15 protein-coding genes and 1 other RNA gene are annotated in these 16,644 nt (G+C 65.9%); 10 read left to right on the forward strand and 6 right to left on the reverse strand.

Going from position 1 to position 16,644, the window contains the following annotated elements; genetic code table 11:
* The first annotated feature begins 5 nt into the window (after positions 1-5).
* From AO716_RS00085 to AO716_RS00095, 3 genes are all read left to right on the forward strand, one after another.
* Positions 6-2,069 (forward strand): bifunctional rhamnulose-1-phosphate aldolase/short-chain dehydrogenase, encoded by a 2,064-nt coding sequence (locus AO716_RS00085; RefSeq protein ID WP_055238932.1) that lies wholly within the window; start codon positions 6-8, stop codon positions 2,067-2,069.
* A 29-nt stretch (positions 2,070-2,098) separates the two neighbouring features.
* On the forward strand, positions 2,099-3,562 hold the full coding sequence (locus AO716_RS00090; RefSeq protein ID WP_055238985.1) for a rhamnulokinase: 1,464 nt from the start codon (positions 2,099-2,101) through the stop codon (positions 3,560-3,562).
* Positions 3,563-3,685: 123 nt separating this feature from the next.
* Complete coding sequence (locus AO716_RS00095) at positions 3,686-4,702, forward strand: LacI family DNA-binding transcriptional regulator (protein ID WP_055238933.1); 1,017 nt, start codon at positions 3,686-3,688, stop codon at positions 4,700-4,702.
* A 74-nt stretch (positions 4,703-4,776) separates the two neighbouring features.
* On the opposite strand, the gene ssrA is transcribed toward AO716_RS00095, so the two are convergent.
* Positions 4,777-5,145: a transfer-messenger RNA gene (gene ssrA, locus AO716_RS16825) on the reverse strand.
* Positions 5,146-5,216: 71 nt separating this feature from the next.
* On the opposite strand from ssrA, the gene AO716_RS00100 reads away from it, so the two are divergent.
* Together AO716_RS00100 and AO716_RS00105 are read left to right on the forward strand one after the other, a co-directional pair.
* Positions 5,217-5,849 (forward strand): nucleoside/nucleotide kinase family protein, encoded by a 633-nt coding sequence (locus tag AO716_RS00100; protein WP_200907567.1) that lies wholly within the window; start codon positions 5,217-5,219, stop codon positions 5,847-5,849.
* 73 nt (positions 5,850-5,922) lie between these two features.
* Positions 5,923-6,528 carry a YczE/YyaS/YitT family protein gene (locus tag AO716_RS00105; protein WP_055238935.1) on the forward strand — a complete coding sequence of 202 codons (606 nt, stop codon included), beginning with the start codon at positions 5,923-5,925 and terminating at the stop codon, positions 6,526-6,528.
* Positions 6,529-6,620: 92 nt separating this feature from the next.
* On the opposite strand, the gene AO716_RS00110 is transcribed toward AO716_RS00105, so the two are convergent.
* A complete protein-coding gene (locus tag AO716_RS00110; RefSeq protein WP_055238936.1) occupies positions 6,621-7,373 on the reverse strand; it encodes a hypothetical protein in 753 nt (250 codons plus the stop codon).
* Positions 7,370-8,155: a FadR/GntR family transcriptional regulator gene (locus AO716_RS00115; protein WP_152969801.1), complete on the reverse strand. Its 786-nt coding sequence runs from the start codon at positions 8,153-8,155 to the stop codon at positions 7,370-7,372. The genes AO716_RS00110 and AO716_RS00115 overlap by 4 nt, the downstream gene beginning before the upstream one ends.
* Before the next feature lie 167 nt (positions 8,156-8,322).
* Between AO716_RS00115 and AO716_RS00120 the strand changes: the two genes are divergently transcribed.
* The 4 genes from AO716_RS00120 (at position 8,323) to AO716_RS00135 (ending at position 12,538) form a co-directional block, all read left to right on the forward strand.
* Positions 8,323-9,387: an ABC transporter ATP-binding protein gene (locus AO716_RS00120; protein ID WP_082413204.1), complete on the forward strand. Its 1,065-nt coding sequence runs from the start codon at positions 8,323-8,325 to the stop codon at positions 9,385-9,387.
* 75 nt (positions 9,388-9,462) lie between these two features.
* On the forward strand, positions 9,463-10,662 hold the full coding sequence (locus tag AO716_RS00125; RefSeq protein ID WP_055238938.1) for an extracellular solute-binding protein: 1,200 nt from the start codon (positions 9,463-9,465) through the stop codon (positions 10,660-10,662).
* Between the two features lie 145 nt (positions 10,663-10,807).
* Positions 10,808-11,725 carry an ABC transporter permease gene (locus AO716_RS00130; protein WP_082413205.1) on the forward strand — a complete coding sequence of 306 codons (918 nt, stop codon included), beginning with the start codon at positions 10,808-10,810 and terminating at the stop codon, positions 11,723-11,725.
* Between the two features lie 9 nt (positions 11,726-11,734).
* Positions 11,735-12,538 carry an ABC transporter permease gene (locus AO716_RS00135; RefSeq protein ID WP_055238939.1) on the forward strand — a complete coding sequence of 268 codons (804 nt, stop codon included), beginning with the start codon at positions 11,735-11,737 and terminating at the stop codon, positions 12,536-12,538.
* Positions 12,539-12,542: 4 nt separating this feature from the next.
* Here the strand turns inward: AO716_RS00135 and AO716_RS00140 are convergent, their stop codons facing one another.
* Complete coding sequence (locus tag AO716_RS00140; RefSeq protein WP_055238940.1) at positions 12,543-13,004, reverse strand: hypothetical protein; 462 nt, start codon at positions 13,002-13,004, stop codon at positions 12,543-12,545.
* Positions 13,005-13,132: 128 nt separating this feature from the next.
* On the opposite strand from AO716_RS00140, the gene AO716_RS00145 reads away from it, so the two are divergent.
* Complete coding sequence (locus tag AO716_RS00145) at positions 13,133-13,705, forward strand: GNAT family N-acetyltransferase (protein WP_055238941.1); 573 nt, start codon at positions 13,133-13,135, stop codon at positions 13,703-13,705.
* A 153-nt stretch (positions 13,706-13,858) separates the two neighbouring features.
* Here the strand turns inward: AO716_RS00145 and AO716_RS00150 are convergent, their stop codons facing one another.
* Both AO716_RS00150 and AO716_RS00155 read right to left on the reverse strand, forming a co-directional pair.
* Entirely contained in the window at positions 13,859-15,190 is a 1,332-nt protein-coding gene (locus tag AO716_RS00150) for an MFS transporter (RefSeq protein ID WP_055238942.1), read from the reverse strand.
* Between the two features lie 146 nt (positions 15,191-15,336).
* Positions 15,337-16,518: a helix-turn-helix domain-containing protein gene (locus AO716_RS00155; protein ID WP_082413206.1), complete on the reverse strand. Its 1,182-nt coding sequence runs from the start codon at positions 16,516-16,518 to the stop codon at positions 15,337-15,339.
* Positions 16,519-16,644 lie beyond the last annotated feature (126 nt).

Here is a 16,644-nt window from a genome sequence, read left to right on the forward strand (position 1 = left end):
TCCGCATGAACGCCCACGCCAGCAACACGACGACCGGTCGGACCGTCGCCGCAGACCTCATCGCCCGTTCCAACCGGCTCGGATCAGACCCAAAGAACACCAACTATGCCGGCGGCAACACCTCCGCCAAGGGCACCGCGGCGGACCCGGTTACCGGTGAGGACATCGAACTGCTGTGGGTCAAGGGATCCGGCGGGGACCTCGGAACGCTCACCGAGAAGGGCCTCGCTGTGCTGCGCCTGGACCGGGTTCAGGCACTGAAGAACGTCTACCGCGGTGTGGAGCACGAAGACGAGATGGTTGCGGCCTTCGACTACTGCCTGCACGGCAAGGGCGGAGCAGCGCCTTCGATCGATACCGCCATGCACGGGCTGGTCGATGCAGCCCACGTTGACCACCTGCACCCGGACTCCGGCATTGCCATCGCAACGGCAGCCGACGGCGAGGAACTCACCGCGAAGATCTTCGGTGACAAGGTGGTCTGGGTGCCGTGGCGCCGCCCCGGGTTCCAGCTGGGCCTGGACATCGCCGCGATCAAGGAAGCCAACCCCGGCGCTGTTGGGACCATCCTCGGCGGCCACGGCATCACCGCCTGGGGCGAGACCAGCGACGAGGCCGAGGCGAACTCCCGGTGGATCATTGACACCGCCGAGGCGTACATCGCCGAACACTCCAAGGCTGAACCGTTCGGTCCGGTACTGGCCGGCTACGAAGCTCTTCCGGCGGCCGAGCGCCATGCCAAGGCCGCAGCCCTAGCCCCGGTGATCCGCGGACTGGCATCGCACGACCGCCCCCAGGTGGGCCATTACATGGACGATCCGCGGGTCCTTGATTTCCTCTCCGCTGCCGAGCATCCCCGGCTGGCTGCGCTGGGCACCTCCTGCCCTGACCACTTCCTGCGCACCAAGGTGAAGCCGCTGGTCCTGGACCTGCCGGCCGACGCACCCGTCGAAGACTGCATCGCGCGCCTGAAGGAACTGCACGAGGCCTACCGGGCCGACTACCAGGCCTACTACGAGCGGCACGCCGACGCCGCCTCCCCCGCCATGCGCGGAGCCGACCCGGCGATCGTGCTGGTGCCCGGCGTGGGCATGTTCTCCTGGGGCAAGGACAAGCAGACCGCACGCGTGGCCGGTGAGTTCTACCTCAACGCCATCAACGTCATGCGGGGTGCCGAAGGCATCTCCACCTACGCCCCGATCGATGAGTCGGAGAAGTTCCGGATCGAATACTGGGCCCTGGAGGAAGCCAAACTGGCCCGGATGCCCAAGCCCCGCAGCCACGCCACCCGCGTCGCTCTGGTGACCGGCGCGGCGTCGGGGATTGGAAAGGCCATCGCCACCCGCCTCGCCGCCGAGGGCGCCTGCGTGGTCATCGCCGACCTGAACCTTGAGGCTGCCGAGCAGGTGGCAGCCGAACTGGGCGGCTCCGACGTGGCTATTGGTGTCCGCGCCGACGTGACCGATGCGGGGCAGGTTGCCGCCGCCATCGATGCCACGGTGCTGGCCTTCGGCGGAATCGACCTTGTGGTGAACAACGCCGGCCTGTCCATTTCCAAGCCGCTGCTGGAAACCACCGAAAAGGACTGGGACCTGCAGCACGACGTGATGGCCAAGGGCTCCTTCCTGGTGGCCAAGGCCGCTGCCAAGGCCATGATCGCCCAGGAAATGGGCGGGGACATCCTCTACATCTCCTCCAAGAACTCCGTCTTCGCAGGCCCGAACAACATTGCCTACTCCGCCGTCAAGGCCGACCAGGCCCACCAGGTGCGCCTGCTGGCCGCGGAACTGGGCGAACACGGCATCAAGGTCAACGGCATCAACCCCGACGGCGTGGTCCGCGGCTCCGGCATCTTCGCCGGCGGCTGGGGAGCCAAGCGGGCAGCGGTTTACGGTGTGCCCGAGGAGGAGCTGGGCAAGTTCTACGCCCAGCGCACCCTGCTCAAGCGTGAGGTCCTGCCGGAAAACGTGGCCAACGCAGCCGCAGTGCTGACCAGTTCCGACCTCTCCCACACCACCGGCCTGCACATCCCGGTCGACGCCGGCGTCGCCGCCGCGTTCCTGCGCTAAGCGGCGCAGCAGGAAAGGACAGAGTGACCATGGAGCAAACGGCATCCGTAGCGGCCGTCGACCTCGGGGCGACCAGCGGCCGGGTCATCCTCGGCGGCGTGTCCGGCGGGCGGATCCGGATGCGGCACGTGGCCCGTTTCCCCAACCAGCCGGTCCGGCTGCACGAGGGGGACGGGCCCGGCCTGCACTGGAATATCACCGAGCTCTACCGGTCACTGACCGCCGGGCTGGCCCAGGCCTTCCGGGAGGAACCTGACGTCCGGTCCATCGGCGTCGACTCCTGGGCAGTGGATTACGGGCTGCTGCGCGGCGGGAAGCTGCTCGGCCTGCCCTACCACTACCGTGACCACCGCACCGCCGGCGGTGTCCAGGCCGTGCACGCGGCAGTTTCCCCGGAGGAGCTCTATTCCCGCAGCGGGCTGCAGCATCTCCCGTTCAATACCGTGTTCCAGCTGGCCGTGGACCGGCAGCGCGGGGACCTGGCCATGGCGGAGCGGGCGCTGATGATCCCGGACCTCATTGCCTACTGGCTCACCGGCAGGCAGGTCACCGAGGAGACCAACGCCGCAACCACCGGGCTGCTCGATGCCCGGACCCGGCAGTGGGACACCGCGCTGATGGACAGGCTCGGGCTTTCCGCTGACCTGTTCGCTCCGCTCATCGCTCCGGGGAAGCAGATCGGCGGGCTGCTGCCCTTCGTGGCCGGAGAGCTCGGTGCCCCGGCCGGCGTTCCGGTCACCGCAGTCGGTTCACACGACACTGCGTCCGCCGTAGTGGCGGTTCCGTTCGCCGATGAGAATGCAGCCTTCATCTCCTCGGGCACCTGGTCGCTTGTGGGTGTTGAATTGCCCGGCCCGGTCCTGACTCCCGAGAGCCATGCCGCCAACTTCACGAATGAAGGCGGCGTGGACGGGCGCATCCGGTACCTGAAGAACGTGTCCGGGCTGTGGCTGCTCTCCGAGTCCATCCGCACGTGGGACGGACCCGGCACCACCGATTCCCAGCGCACCAGCAACCTGGCCGAGCTGATCAGCCAGGCGGCAGCGGTCACCGCTCCGGTGCCGGTGTTCGATGTGCAGGACGAACGCTTCACGGCACCGGGCGATATGCCCGCACGGATTACCGGCTGGTGCGAAGAGCACGGAGTGCAGCCGCCCCGCGGGCGGGCCGAAATGGTCCGCTCGATCCTTGAATCGCTGGCAGCCGCCTACGCGGATGTCATCGAACAGATGGAAACCCTCACCGGACGCAGTATCCGCACCGTGCATGTGGTGGGCGGCGGCTCGCAGAACACCCTGCTCTGCCAGCTCACAGCAGACCGGACCGGGCGCACGGTTTACGCTGGCCCGGTCGAAGCCACGGCGATTGGCAACGTGCTGGTCCAGGCACGGGCTGCGGGCCTGGTTTCGGGCGGGCTGGAGGAACTGCGCCGTCTGGTTGCCCGCACCTTCGAACCGATCCGCTACGAGCCGCGGGTCCGGGCCGCCCTGTAACATCAGCCGGCGCTCCGGCGCCCAAAGGACATGCTGCTTACAATAAGAACCTGTCCCGCGGGCCCGGCCCGCCGGTGACGGTGCCAGGAGAAGTGGACCCCGTCCGGACGGAAGAGAAGAGAAATGGACAGATTCCCGGTCAGCATCAAGGACGTCGCCCGGGAAGCCAAGGTCTCGATTGGAACGGTTTCCAACGTGATCAACCGGCCGGAAGTCGTCTCCGAGGACCGGCGCCGCCGGGTCCTGAAGGTGATCGAGGACCTTGGATATGTCCGCAACGACGTCGCACGCCAGCTCAAGGCCGGCCGCTCCCGGACCATCGGACTGGTAGTCCAGGACACAGGCAACCCGTTCTACAACGAGATCGCCCGCGGAGCCGAAGCCGCAGCGGATACCCTCGGCCAGGCCGTAATCGTGGGCAACTCGGGGCTCTCCCGCACACGCGAAGAGGTCTACCTGGATCTGTTCGAGGAACAGCGGGTGCGCGGGGTGCTCATTACGCCGCAGTCCTCCCAGGACCGCAGCCGCATTGACCGGCTTAGTTCCCGCGGCACTCCGGTGGTGCTGGTGGATGAACAGGCTCCCGCCTCCCAGTACTGTTCCCTGGCAGTGGACGACGTCGAAGGCGGGCGATTGGCAGTCGCCCACCTGCTCTCCGGAGGCGCGCGCAGCATCACGTTCGTGGGCGGCCCTGCAGGCCTGCACCAGGTGACCGACCGACAGGCCGGCGCCCAGGCAGCCGTGGAAGCAGTGCCCGGATCTTCACTGGACGTCGTAGGCACCACGGCCCTGACGGTGCTTGAGGGCAGGCGGGTGGGCGAGGAACTGCTCCGCCGTCCGGCCCGGTCCCGGCCCGAGGCAGTGTTCGCCGCCAATGACCTGCTGGCGATCGGGCTGCTGCAGGCCTTCGTCTTCGACCACCGCATCCGGGTGCCCCAGGACATCGCCCTGGTCGGTTATGACGACATCGACTTCGCGCCGTCCGCGATCGTTCCCCTGTCTTCCATCCGCCAGCCGGCCCGGCTGATTGGGCGCACTGCGGTTGAGCTGCTGGAGGACGAGCTGGCTGAAGACCACCGCCACCGCCACGTGAGATTCCAGCCGGAGCTTGTGGTTCGGGAGTCCTCGGGCGCCCGCTAGCAGCGGGGACCCGCCGGCCACGGCTGCAGGCATAGAAAAGACTGCGCCCCGGCCTTTCGAGACGGGACGCAGCCTGGTGGAGATGGGGGGAATCGAACCCCCGTCCGACGCCGACGTGCCTGGGCTTCTCCGGGCGCAGCCTGCTGTGGATTTTCTCGGCCCCAGCCCTCCCGCAGGCGGGTGGCTGATCCAGGCCCAGCCGTTCCAGTCGTCCCGGACACCTGAACGGCAGCGGTGTCCGGCAGTGGCTTCCTTAACGACGCCAGGATCCGGAACGGAAGCGTTTCCGGTCTGACGGACTCACTCTGGCCTAGGCGGCGAGAGCGAAGTCAGTGCGCATAGGTTTGGCACTTATTTGTTTACAGGGGGCGTTTGCGAGATAACCCTGCATCCTCGGCCCGCTTCCCCAGATACGGCAAACATCGTCGATACCGATCATCCCCATATTCAGTTACACAGCCATTAACCCACCGGCACCCCGGAACATTCCAGCCCCTGCGCAAAGATGGAACACATGCAGATCCTGGACCGCACATTCTCCGAACTCACTGCCGAGGCACGCCGCCTTGCTGCTGGGCCCCGGCGCATCCTCGGCATCACCGGCCCGCCCGGCGCAGGCAAATCCACCCTGGCCTCCGCTCTGGCCGCAGGACTGGGACTTCAGCTCGCCGTCGTGGTTTCCATGGATGGCTTCCATCTGGCTAACCAGGTCCTGGAGTCAAGGGGCATCCGGGAGCGCAAAGGCGCCCCGGATACGTTCGACGACGGCGGGTACGCGGCACTGCTGGGCCGGCTGCGGGAGCAGCAGGAGCCGGTGGTCTACGCCCCGGAATTCCGGCGGGACCTCGAAGAACCCATTGGTTCTGCCGTTCCGGTGGAACGCAGCGTCCCGCTGGTCATCACGGAAGGAAATTACCTGCTGCTGGACTCCGGTGACTGGTCTCGGGCCCGGGCCCAGCTCGACGCCGTCTGGTATCTCGAACTGGACGAAGGTGAACGGCTGAAACGGCTGGCAGCACGGCATGAATCATTTGGAAAGAGCCCCGCTGACGCCCGGGCGTGGGCACTGGGCAGTGACCAGGCCAACGCGGAACTGGTTGCCCGCCACGCAGGCAACGCCGACGCCGTCATACGCCTGCGTGCTTAACCGGTTACCCCATATTTCTCCTCTCTGAGGGGCGCTTTTGGATTACCGGGCCGGGAGGAGTTTGGTTGAGTCCATGTCCGTGAACTTCCTCCGCCGGGTGCTTCAGCTGCTGGCCGGCCTTTTCTTCTACGGTTTCTCCATCGGATTGATGATCCGTGCCGGTCTGGGCGTCTCGCCGTGGGACGTGCTGGGGCAGGGCACCAGCATCCAGACGGGGATCGCGTTTGGGCTTGTCACCAACCTGATCGGGCTGGCGGTGCTGCTGCTCTGGATTCCGCTGCGGCAGAAACCCGGTGCAGGTACGGTCCTGAACGTTCTGCTGGTGGGACCGAGCGCCGAGGTGGCGCTGGCCCTGGTATCCGAACCGGCGCAGCTGTGGGCCCGGATCCTGATGTTCGCCGCCGGACTGGGACTGCTGGCGGTGGCAACCGGACTGTACATCGGTGCGCGGATGGGGCCCGGCCCGCGGGACGGACTGATGACCGGACTCCATGCCCGTTTCGGCTGGCCCCTGTGGGCGGTGCGCACAGGCATTGAAGTTACTGTGCTCGCCATCGGCTGGGCGCTCGGGGGCGCCGTCGGACTGGGCACTGTGGCTTTTGCCCTGCTGATCGGTCCCATGGTCAACCGCACCGTGCCGTTCTTCCACATTCCGGCACGCCCGGCGTCCGCTGTCTGAGCCCGCCCGTCCTCCGTCGAGAGGGCACTTACGGCTCTTCTGACGGCTGAGAAGAGCCGTAACTGGCCTTTCGGCGGGGCAGGGAGGAAGCGTTACGCGGGGACCGCGACCGCCAGCGGCAGGCTGCCGCACGGATAAACTGCCGCCAGGCGCCCGGCGTACTCGGCTCCGCGGAGTTCCATCCGCAGCAGATCAGGAGCGTTGCGCCAGTCCCCCACCAGAAGCCGTCCGGCCGCCAGCTGCGGATCCGCTGAGACCACCACACGCCCTACCCGGTTGACCAGGGACGCCTCGGGGTGCAGGCTGCGCAGGTCCGGGAGCAGCACTTCCTCCAGCGACTCCACGAAGACATCCGCGCCCACCACGCCCACAACCCGTCCGCCCACGCTGACAGGGGAAGTGAGGGTAACGGTGTACTCGTCAGTGCAGATGAAATCCACATACGGGCCGGTCACATGGCTGGCACCCGTCTCCAGCGGAACCGAGAACCATTCCCGCCTGGCATAGGCCTCCCCCATGCTCTCGAGTGAAGTGAGCAGCTGGTTTTCCTTGCTGCGGCCCTGCCACCAGGCCATATGCCAGGGCGCATCGCTTACAGCCTGGTGCGCTGCCACAAACCCGCCTCCGGCAACCGGATAGTCGCTGCCTCCCAGCAGCGCAGTCGTTAGGGGCTCGACGGCGGCATCCACCTCCCGGCGCAGCGGCGGCGCCGCCGGGTCGCTGAACAGGGCCTCCAGCCGGGGCTTCCACTCTTCGAGATGTTCCAGGAGCTCCTGGAAAAAGATGCCGACGTCTTCCGGCTGCGCTGCCGGAAACGGTTGGGATTCACTGCGGGAAATGCTCATGCTTTCCTCCTGGCGGGTGCGGGGGGTGATGGCTCCGCCGTAGTGAGGGCGGCGGAGTGCAGACGGGTATGTTCATCGATCAGCCAGGCCACGGAGGCCTGGACATACTGGCGGACCAGTGAGCGCGCCGTCGAGGGATCGGCCTCGGAGACAGCAGTGCAGATCCGGCGGCACAGCCGAACCATGGTGGAGTCAAAAACCGGGTCGGCGTGCGCCAGGCCCAGGAGCGACCCGTAGTCGGTATGCAGGCGGACGTATTCTCGGGTCAGCCGGGCTGACTGGCTGAGTGCCGCCAGTTCCAACAGGAAATCCCCGACGGCGCGGCTGCTGCGGGCGGGTACATCCAGCAGCTGTTCCAGCGCCTGCACGTCCTCGTGTTCGGCGGCTTCGGCAGCCAGCTCCGCGGCGGTGGCCGCGATGGCGGCGTAATGGATGGCGAGGTCACGCAGCTCCACCCGGCTCATGGAGGTCAGCCGGCGCCGCACCAGCACTGACCGGTCCCCCGAAGGCAGCGTCACAAAAGTGCCGCCTTCGCGTCCGCGCCTGGTTTCAACCAGCCCGCGGGAGCGCAGCCCGGCCAGCGCTTCGCGGGCCGTCACTGTGGCAACACCCATGGACGCGGCCAGTTCCATCTCGGTTGGCAGACGGTCTCCGTCCAGCAGCGCACCAGCAGAAATCCCCTGAACTATGCGCTCTTCGACGCGGCTGGCCTTGCCGGCGTCACCCAGCGGAGCGAAGACAGCAGTTAGGAGGCGTTTCTGGGGAGCGGTGTTGTGGGGCATGTTCACGATCTTTCCAGCTTGACGGTCCGGCTGGCGCCAGAGTGCGGGGCCGCGCATCCGTAACAAGAAATTTACTTGAAGTGACCTGAATTACATATAACATCTGGTTTCATAGCTTTACTACCTGACGCGCTTCGGCGCTTCCAGCTGAAGTGAAAGGAACCACCGTGCGAGCCAGTGCTGCACCTATCTCCATCTCCGCCGAGGATCGGGCTGCCTCCGGCAACGCCATCAGTCTCTCGGCCGTGACGAAGAGCTTCGGTGATTTCACCGCGGTCAAGAACCTGGACCTGGACATCCGTTCCGGCGAGTTCTTCTCCCTGCTGGGTCCCTCCGGCTCCGGCAAGACAACGGTGCTGCGCATGGTTGCCGGCTTCGAGCCCGTTACCAGCGGCACCATCAAGCTGCACGGCACCGACGTCACCTCCAAGGCCCCCTTTGAACGCGACGTCAACACCGTCTTCCAGGACTATGCCCTCTTCCCTCACCTCACGGTGGCCCAGAATGTGGGCTATGGCCTGAAGCTGCGCAAGACACCCAGGGCTGAACGTGAGCGCCGCGTTGCCGAGGCACTGGAGATGGTCCGCCTGCCCCACGTCGCCGGGCGGCTGCCCTCCCAGCTCTCCGGCGGGCAGCGGCAGCGTATTGCCCTGGCACGGGCACTGATCCTGCGCCCGCAGGTCCTGCTCCTCGATGAGCCCCTTGGGGCCCTGGACAAGCAGCTGCGCGAACAGATGCAGATTGAGCTCAAGCAGATCCAGCGTGAAGTGGGCATCACCTTCATCTTCGTCACCCACGACCAGGAAGAGGCACTCACCCTCTCAGACCGCATTGCCGTGTTCAACGACGGCGGGATCGAGCAGGTGGGAACCCCGGAAGACCTTTACGAGCGGCCCGCCACCCGCTTCGTGGCCACCTTCCTTGGCAGCACCAACCTGGTGGAGGGCGGGCTCGCCCGCCGGCTCACCGGCGCCGACGGTCTGGTGAGCATCCGCCCCGAACGGATCCACCTTGCTGCCCCCGGTGCCCTGGCACCGGAGGGCTTCTCCTCCGTTCCGGCAGTCATTGAGGAAATCGTGTACACCGGGCCCACTACGCGCTACGTCGCCCTGACCGACACCGGGGACCGGCTGATCGTCCAGGAGCAGAACGACTCCCGGGCCACGGAAGCAGCCCGCGGCGACGCCGTCGAACTGCAGTGGCCCTCCCGGTTCAACTTCCACGTCTCCTAACACCTTTATCCCACCCGGCCAGCCACCACCGGCCCTGCACCACCCGCTCCGCACCCCACTATGAAAGGTTCACCCATGAAGATCACCAAGGCCCTGCCCCTGGCAGCGCTAGCCTCGCTCTCGCTGGTCCTGGCCGGCTGCGGCGGAGATGCCTCCACCGATTCCGGCACCTCCGGCATCCAGGTCCCTGACCTGCCCATGGCCACCGAAATCGGCGAAAGCGAAGGCCAGGTCAACATCATTGCCTGGGCCGGCTTCGTGGAAGACGGCTCCACCAACCCGGACGCCGACTGGGTTTCCGCGTTCGAGGAAGAGACCAAGTGCCAGGTGAACCGCAAGGTCGGTGCCACCTCGGATGAAATGGTCCAGCTGATGCGCAGCGGTGAATACGACCTGGTTTCGGCCTCCGGCGATGCCTCCCTGCGCCTGATCGCCGGCGGCGACGTGGCCCCGATCAACACCGACCTGATCCCCAACTTCGGCAACATCGTGGACGGCCTGAAGGGACAGGTCTACGACACGCTCAACGGCAAGAGCTACGGCGTTCCGATCGGCCGCGGCGCGAACGTGCTGATGTACAACACCGACCACGTCTCCGAAGCCCCGGATTCCTGGGCGCCGCTGTGGGAAGAGGACACCGACTACGCCGGCAAGACCATGGCGTACGACTCCCCGATCTACATCGCCGACGCCGCCGTGTACCTGATGGCCACCCAGCCGGACCTGGGCATCACCAATCCCTATGCCCTCGACGAGGAGCAGCTCGCTGCTGCCGTCGAACTGCTCAAGACCCAGAACGGCCTGGTGGGCGAGTACTGGAACGACGCCCTGAAGGCCGTCAGCTCAATCTCCTTCGGCACCGCCCACATGGGCACCGGCTGGCAGGTCATCGTGAACCTGGCCCAGGGCGACGGCGGCAAGGTCGAGTCCGTGCTGCCCAAGGAAGGCGCCACCGGCTGGTCCGACACCTGGATGATCGCCGCCGAGGCGAAGAACCCGAACTGCGCCTACAAGTGGATGGATTACGCCTCCTCCGCCGAGGTCAACGCCCAGATCTCACAGAACTTCGGCATGGCCCCGGCCAACGCCCTGGCCTGTGAAGGTTCCGAAGCCAACGCAGCCCACTGCGAGACCTTCCACGCCACCGATGAGGACTACTACAAGCAGGTCTGGATGTGGACCACTCCCGTTGAGCAGTGCGTTGACGGCCGTACGGACGTGACCTGCACCAACTACCAGGAATGGACCAAGGCCTGGACTGAGATCAAGGGCTAGTTCCAGCCCGTACTGACCGCCGGTGGGCGGCGGAGAGAACTGCCGCCGCCCACCGGCTTCCAACCTCCCAGCCGCGCACTGCGGCACCACGTCCCACAGGCCCGGCCCAAGAGGAGAATCGGCGGAGATCCGCCGGAAAAGCGCCATGGCAGTAATCCACGAAACCCCGCCCCCGCCCGCAGCGGCGGTGCAGCCCCGCAACAGCCTGGGCGACCGCATTTCCCGCATGCTCTATGCCCGGCCGAAAGCCCGCCTGACCGGACTGCTCCTGCTGCCGCTCGGCTGGCTCGGCGTGCTCTATATCGGGTCATTGATCCTGCTGTTCATCACCGCCTTCTGGCGCACGGACAGTTTCACCTCGAAGGTCATTCCTGCGTTTACGCTGGAGAACTTCATTGAGATCATCACCGTCCCGGCGTACCAGCAGACCGCCCTGCGGACCATCGGTATTGCCCTGGCGGTCACTGTTCTCTGCGCCGCACTGGCCCTGCCCCTCGGGCTCTACATGGCAAAAGTGGCTTCGCCGAAAATGCGCGCAGCCCTGGCGATCGGCATCACCCTGCCCCTCTGGGCCGGTTACCTGGTGAAGGTCTTCTCCTGGCGCATCACCTTCTCCTCCGGCGGCCCGCTGGACTGGCTGCTGGCTCCGCTGGGCATGACCGGCCCCGGTTACGGAACTGCCGCGCTGATCGTGACCCTGGCCTACCTTTGGTTCCCGTACATGGCAGTGCCCGTCTACAACGCCTTCCGGCAGATCCCCGACAGCCTGTTCGACGCCTCCTCCGACCTCGGCGCCAAAGCCTGGGCCACCGTGTGGACGGTAGCAGTTCCGCTGCTGAAGCCCGCCTTCGTCGCCGGGTCCATCTTCACCTTCTCGCTGAGCCTGGGCGACTACATTGCCGCGCAGTTCGTTGGCGGCAAGACCCAGGTGATCGGCACCGTGATCGCCTCGAACATCAACCTCAACCCGCCGCTCGCCGCGGCCTTCGGAACCGTGCCGATCATCGTCGTCGTGCTTTACCTGTTCCTGGCCCGCAAGTCCGGCGCCCTGAAGCAACTGTAGGAGAGACCCATGAGGCTATCGGCTTCTGCCAAAATCACCCTTCGGGTCTTCGCCGGCCTGGTTATGGCCGCGATTTACCTGCCCCTGCTGCTGGTCATCGCGAACTCGTTCAACGCCACCACATCGGGTGCGTTCCCGATTCAGGAATTCACCACCCGCTGGTGGGTCGCCGCCTGGCACAACGAGGGCGTGCGGGAGGCCCTGTGGACCTCGCTCAAGGTTGCGTCCGTCGCTACCGTGATCGCCCTGCTGCTGGGCTCAATGGTGGCCTTTGCCCTGTCCCGGTACGACTTCTTCGGCAAGAACACCATCAACCTGCTGGTGGTGCTGCCCATCGCGCTGCCCGGCATCGTCACCGGCGTCGCCCTGAACAACACGTTCAAGACCGTGCTGGAACCGCTGGGGATCGGCCTGGGGCTGTTCTCCGTGATTGTTGGCCATGCGACGTTCTGCATCGTGATGGTCTTCAACAACGTCCAGGCACGGCTGGGCCGGATGAACCGCGGGCTGGAGGAAGCGGCCATGGACATGGGCGCCAACGTGGTGAAGACCTTCTTCCAGGTCACGTTCCCCGGGTTCCGCTCGGCGTTCGTTGCGGGCGGGCTGCTCGCCTTTGCGCTGAGCTTCGATGAGGTGGTGGTCACCACCTTCACCGCCCCGCCCGGCACCGAAACGCTCCCGATCTGGATCTTCAACAACATGGCCCGCCCCAACCAGGCGCCCGTGGTGAACGTCATTGCCGCCGTGCTGATCGTGGCGTCGATGATCCCGGTCTACCTGTCCCAGCGGCTCACCGGGGATGACAAGAAGTAACCGGTCAGCGGGTGGCGGCGCACTCCGGGAGCAGCTCCGCCATCCGCTCATCACTCAGCCGGGACAAGGCCGTGAGCAGCGTGGTGATCCGCTCGCGCTCCGCCCTGGTGAACCGGCTGGAGTCCAGGATGTCGCTGACCCACAGCCCGTCCATGGCCAGGCGGATGACGACGCCGATGATTCCCGCCGGGTCCCGCGGGCCCAGGTTCGCTGCATCCAGCCGGCGGTTCAGGTACAGCAGCGACTCTGCGAGGTTGGGGCGGCTGATGGCTGTTTCCAGCAGTGCGGCCTGGTCCATGGAGCTGTTGGCCCGGACGTCGGAGAAGGCCTTGATGTAGGCCCGTTCCTGGGCTCCCACCGGATCCGGGTCCGCATCGGCCAGGTCTCCCAGCCGGTGCACCAGCTGCACGATCATGTCCTCGACGTCCTGCTCAATCTCGGTAATGGACGCACCAGCGGCGAACATTGCGCTCTCTTTTCTTTTTTCCTGCTGCTTATGTCTTCCGGCGGAGGATCCGCCGGGATGAACCGGCTAGTCTAGCCCGTTTCCGCGCGGTTCTCAGCTTTGGCCCGGTTCGGCGGTAGGGTGTGCGCATGCCAGTCGAGGTCCGGCCCGCAACGGTGTTCGCAGATACTGCCGCCGTCCTGGGTCCCAAGAATCCTGAATCCAACGCCTGCTGGTGCCTGAGCTACCGGCTGCTGAGCTCCAAGGAGAACCAGGCGCTGCAGCGCCAGGCACGTGGAGAGAAGATGCGGGGCCTGCTGGGCGAAGTGCCGCCTCCCGGCGTCCTGGCGTACGACGACGGCGAGCCGGCCGGGTGGGCAGCGATTCATCCGCGGGCGGACACCTCATTTGCGAAGAACCGGAAGATTCCCACTCTCGATGACCTGCCGGTGTGGTCCCTGTGGTGCGTCCGGGTCCGTCCCGGCCACCGCGGCAGGGGAATCTCCCACGCACTGGTGTCCGGCGCCGTCGACTTCGCGCGAGGGCACGGGGCGCCCGCCGTGGAAGCCTATCCGGTGGACAACCAGGGCGCGAAGGTGGATCTGACCATGGCGTATGTCGGTACCCGTAGCCTGTTTGAGGCAGCCGGGTTCGTCAAGGCCGCGGATACCGATTCTGTCCTTAACGGTTTTCCCCGGGTGCTGATGCGGCTCCCGCTGTAGGCCACCAGGCAACTGCCCGGTAGCGGCAAAAGGCCCCGCCGCGGGGACCGGCGGGGCCTTGCCTGAAAGGCCGGCAGGAAGTCCATGGGGGAACGGGTCCTTCCTGCCGGCCGGATTATGGTGGCTGCCGCGCATGAGGCGGCGGCGGTTGGGTCAGTCCGCGGAGACAATCCTCTTGTCCTGCACCCGCAGCCGCTCGCCGAGGAAACCGCCGACGGCGGTGATCACGGCAATGATGGCCAGGATGAGCGCGCCGCCCCAGGACTGGTTGCCGGAGAACCCGAGCATCGCAGTGGCCAGCAGCGGCATGAAACCACTGGTGGCGCCGGCAATGTTGTAGCCCAGGGCAACGCCGGAGTACCGCAGCTTCGGCGGGAACAGTTCGGTCAGCAGAGCACCGTTGACGGCGTAGGCCACGGCAATCAGCACGATGCCCAGGGTGATGGCCAGCATGATCATCGGCGTGGACTTGGTGTCCACCATGGCAAAGATCGGGAATGCTGCGGCAGCGGTGAGGATGCCGCCCCACATGGTGACCTTGCCCGGGCCGATCTTTTCGGACAGCCGGCCCATCGCAATGGTGACGAATATCTGGGCAACGGCCGCGATCAGCGTGGCATTGACCATGATCTGCCGGTCCACGCCGAGGGTGTTGGAACCGTAGCTGACAATGAAGGTGGTGATCATGTAGAAGCCGCCCACACCCAGCAGTGCAGCCATCACGGCGACAGCCAGGCGTCCGCCGGCGTTGCGGAAGACGTCCAGGGCAGGAACCTTGGAGGTTTCCTCCTGGGCCAGGAGGTCCTTGAAGATGGGGGATTCCTCAACCTTGATGCGGATCCACAGTGCAATGAGCAGCAGCGGGAAGGCCATCAGGAACGGGATGCGCCAGCCCCAGGCGTCGAAGGTCTCCGACGGGAAGAGCAGCACTAGGGAGAAGGCGGCGGAGGAGAGCAGGGTACCGACGGGAGAGCCGACCTGGACCAGGGCCGCGAACCGGCCGCGCTTCTCGACCGGCGCGTGCTCGATGGCCATGGTGACCGCACCGCCCCATTCGCCGCCGACGGCCAGGCCCTGGACCAGGCGCAGGACCGCCAGGAGGATCGGCGCAGCGAGTCCAATGGAACCGAAGTCGGGCAGCAGGCCGATCAGCCCGGTGGCGATGCCAATCATGACGATGGTGGCCAGCAGTGCCGGCCGGCGGCCGAACTTGTCACCGATGTAGCCAAAGAGGATGGCACCGATGGGGCGGGCAGCGAAGCCGACGCCGAAGGTGGCGAAGGAAGCAAGCAGCGCCGCCGTGGGATCCATGGTGGTGAAGTACAGGCGGTTGAAGACCAGGGCTGCGGCAGTGCCAAAGAGGTAGTAGTCGTACCATTCCAGCGCGGTGCCGACGAAGGAGGCGCGGGCAATGGTGCCTGCGTCCTTTCCGGAGATGGTCGCGGGCGCACCGCGTTCCCCCGGTCGAGTGGTGGTGTTAGTCACGAGTGATGTTGCCTTTCGAGCTGGCCGCACCGCGATAAGTGGGAGGCATGCGGGCCGGTGTGGGAGGTATCTCCCTGAGCGTAGTCAGGCGGCAATTGACCAAACAATGACAAATTTCACCCACCTTTTACGCAAAGATTGGGCATTTATACAGTGCGGGGATATTCCGGGAGGGTGCTGAGGGCAATTAGGGCCCACGAGGCCTCCCCCGGGACGGCCAGGTCCAGTCCAATGACCTGCTGCAGTGAATGCAGCCGGTTGACCACGGTGTTGCGGTGGCAGTAAAGCTCCTCCGACGTTTCCTTGATGGACCCCGTGCGGGCATAGCTTTCGGCCACCTGGAGCAGCCGGGCACGTTCGTGGTCCGTGCATTTGCGCAGCGCTTCCTGCACGCCGGAGCAGAATCCGGGCAGTGTCTGCTCCAGCAGCTCTGCTGCGATCCGCTGCCAGGCTTCCTGGACGGTCTGCAGGCCGGGGCCGCCGCTGCGCGCCAGCACCAGGGCTGATGAGGCGGCAGCCGGAACCGCCGACAGTCCCGCAATGTCCGGGATGTAGCCGGCTGCGAACCCGGGCGGCTCCTGCTGCCAGGAGCCGGCGCGCTGCTGCCGGAAGATGTACAGGACTCCGGCCCGTTCATAGGAATGCAGCCGGCGGTCATTCAGGAACGTACGCTGTGCCTCGGCTACGGCATCTCCGATTACCGCCAGCAGTTCGAAGGTATCCGCAGCCCGGACCCCAAGCCCTGCTGCTATGTCCTCAACATCCTGCTGGGCCTTTGGTTCTGCGCTGAACAGCCGGGAGAGCAGGCGCTGGCGGTACAGCTGCTTGTCCCGCGCCAGCAGTGCTTCGGCTTCCACGAAGGACTGCTGGATGCTTGAAACGTAGCCCTCCACCACGTCCATGACCCGGTCCATGTTGGACACCAGGACGTTGACGCCGTCCCCGTGCGCCACGCGCTCCAGGCCCTTCCAGAGGACCCGAAAATCGTTGCGCACGGCTTCTAGGAAGGAGTGCAGCGGCACCCCCTGCGACGCACGGCGCGTAGCCACTTCGCGGGGCAGGTTGCGCAGATCCGGAGGAAGCTCCAATCCGGCCATCTGGTAGAGGAACATGTCCATGGTGTCCACGGCCGTTTGGTAGACGTCCTCCGCGGGCACCTTCGCGTCGTCATACGAGACGGCTTCGAACCGGGAGAGGAAATCCGAAACCAGCGAATCACGCTGGGTCCACAACCTCCGGATCAGGTCTTCCCACTGGTGTCCGGCGGAGGCTTCGAGCGGAAAGGTCCGGACGGAAGGCACCAGGTTGGGGACGGGGATTTCGGTCATTCTGCAACTTTATGGATGTGCATAATTTAGCCGCCAATTGTGGCGGCTTATGTCCATTGAGTGAGACATTTAGCCATAGTTCAATGGGAATAACACCCAGCAGGCTGTGCATTTCCGTGCTCGCCC

Source organism: Arthrobacter sp. Edens01, assembly GCF_001307035.1.
In the GTDB taxonomy this organism is placed as follows: Bacteria; Actinomycetota; Actinomycetes; order Actinomycetales; family Micrococcaceae; genus Arthrobacter_B.